3 protein-coding genes are annotated in these 2,123 nt (G+C 36.7%); all 3 read left to right on the forward strand.

Annotated features, from left to right (window positions below):
- The first annotated feature begins 186 nt into the window (after positions 1-186).
- Positions 187-915 (forward strand): YebC/PmpR family DNA-binding transcriptional regulator, encoded by a 729-nt coding sequence (locus BUB35_RS18220; RefSeq protein WP_022254113.1) that lies wholly within the window; start codon positions 187-189, stop codon positions 913-915.
- A gap of 405 nt (positions 916-1,320) precedes the next feature.
- Positions 1,321-1,692, forward strand: coding sequence for a DUF3846 domain-containing protein (locus tag BUB35_RS18225; protein WP_072854043.1), 372 nt, complete (start codon positions 1,321-1,323; stop codon positions 1,690-1,692).
- 16 nt (positions 1,693-1,708) lie between these two features.
- Entirely contained in the window at positions 1,709-2,026 is a 318-nt protein-coding gene (locus BUB35_RS18230) for a hypothetical protein (protein ID WP_072854046.1), read from the forward strand.
- Positions 2,027-2,123: the final 97 nt, after the last annotated feature.

Genomic DNA, 2,123 nt, shown 5'->3' on the forward strand with positions numbered 1-2,123 from the left:
GTATTTTTGTTTTGTGGTGATTCAAATATAACACAAAGTGAGCCTATCCTCGCTTTTTAAATATTCAGTTGTAACACATGTATTGTAATCCTACACATTTTTGTATGTTATTTAGGGGTTTTTCTTGTTTTTTCCTGAAAAAAATGATAAAATATTTTGGTGAAATTTATTCAAGGAGGGTTATGAATGTCTGGACATTCTAAGTTTGCGAATATTAAACATAAAAAGGAAAAAAATGACGCTGCAAAAGGTAAAGTATTTACCATGTTGGGTAGAGAAATTCAGGTTGCAGTAAAAGCTGGCGGTCCTGATCCCGCAGTCAATGGCAAACTGCGTGATGTAATCGCAAAATGTAAATCTAACAATATGCCCAATGATACTATCGAAAGAAGTATCAAAAAAGCAGCTGGTAACGAAGAAGGCGTAGAATACGAATTGGTAACATATGAAGGCTATGGTCCCAGCGGTGTAGCAGTTATCGTAGAAGCGCTGACAGATAACAGAAACCGTGCAGCTGCTAATGTTAGAAATGCCTTTACAAAAGGTGGCGGCAACATGGGTACCAATGGCTGCGTATCTTTCATGTTCGACCAGAAAGGTCTGATCGTGATTGATAAAGAAGAAGTAGAAATGGATGAAGAGGAACTGATGATGGCTGCTCTGGATGCAGGCGCAGAAGACTTTGCTGCAGAAGAAGACAGCTACGAAATCACAACTTCTCCTGATGACTTCTCCGCAGTACGTGAAGCACTGGAAGCAGCAGGCATTCCTATGGCAAGTGCAGAAGTAACAATGATTCCTCAGACATACACAGAATTGAAATCTGATGAAGATATTAAGAAAATGAACAAATTACTGGATATGCTGGATGATGACGATGATGTACAGAATGTATATCATAACTGGGATGAGTGATCAAAATAGATGACATAGCCACAAAGCCAGTAAAATCAAGGCTTTCAGCGGTTTTTGAGGGCGGTTTTCAAAGCCCCAAAAAATCCAATTTTATAGATGACATAGCGTTTTTGGAGTCAAAAAAACGATTTTGAGGCAGTGAGATGGAAAAAATCTCACTGCCTTTTTTCGTTTCTGAAAATCGACAAAAAGTGGTTTCAAAAAAAATAACCATTTTTTGAAAGAAATTTGAAGTTTGTGAAAAAGAAATAAATTTTATTTTGAAAGAAACTGTATCTTTATTGATATAGTTCGAAATATATTTTTTAAAAGAGAGGAGGAATTCAGATGTAATAAAAAAATAAATTTATTTTGTGAAAACCAACTAAATTAAGTAACCTTCAAAAAATGAAAAGAGGAATGAGAATGAAGGAAAAAGAAATCAAAGTGCTAAAAGTAAAGCCACATGAACATCCTGAAGTCTATATGCTGAAAAATACATTGGAAGCTATGCAAGAAGCAGTGGGAGGATACATTGACATCGTAGGATTAGATGACAGTGTATGCATCCTATTAAATGATGAGGGAAAATTGATAGGCTTGGAAGGCAACAGGAGAATCGGCAGCGATATCATCGTTGGCGATTTTTTTGTTTGCGGCAGTGATGAGGAAGGAAACCTGACATCATTAAAAGAGGATGACCTGATTGCTTACACAATGCTTTTTTATGAGCCACAGGAGTTTACAAAAGAAGAAATTGAAGAAACAGCAGTGATCGAATTTTACACATTTGAATAAAAAGGAGGATTTTATTATGAAAAGAACAAACACCACATCCGAAATCAGAGAGTACACCACAAATGTAGATGAACCTATCGTAATCTCCAGAAGTCTTCTGGAAGAAGCAGGTATCAATCCTTATGCGGACATCAATATTCATCTGCAGAACGGCTCCATCCTGATTCAGCCGAAAAGCATTCTGGGAAGACTTCCAGAGGAACTGCTTTTGTTCTATGAGGAAATGGGCTTTTCCAGACAAACGGTAGAAATTGTTTTGAACAAATATGCCGAAGAAGCCGGAGGTTTTGATGAATTGCAAAGAAAATTGCAGGAAGAAGTCAAACAGGAATGATAAAGGTGAGAAAATGCGAAAAATAACAGATTTAAGAGGAATCAAAGATACCGCCAAAGTATTCCTGCACATGAATATAGAAGAAACAAAGTTTTCG

The sequence above is a fragment of the Anaerotignum lactatifermentans DSM 14214 genome, from assembly GCF_900142265.1.
GTDB lineage: Bacteria > Bacillota > Clostridia > Lachnospirales > Anaerotignaceae > Anaerotignum > Anaerotignum lactatifermentans.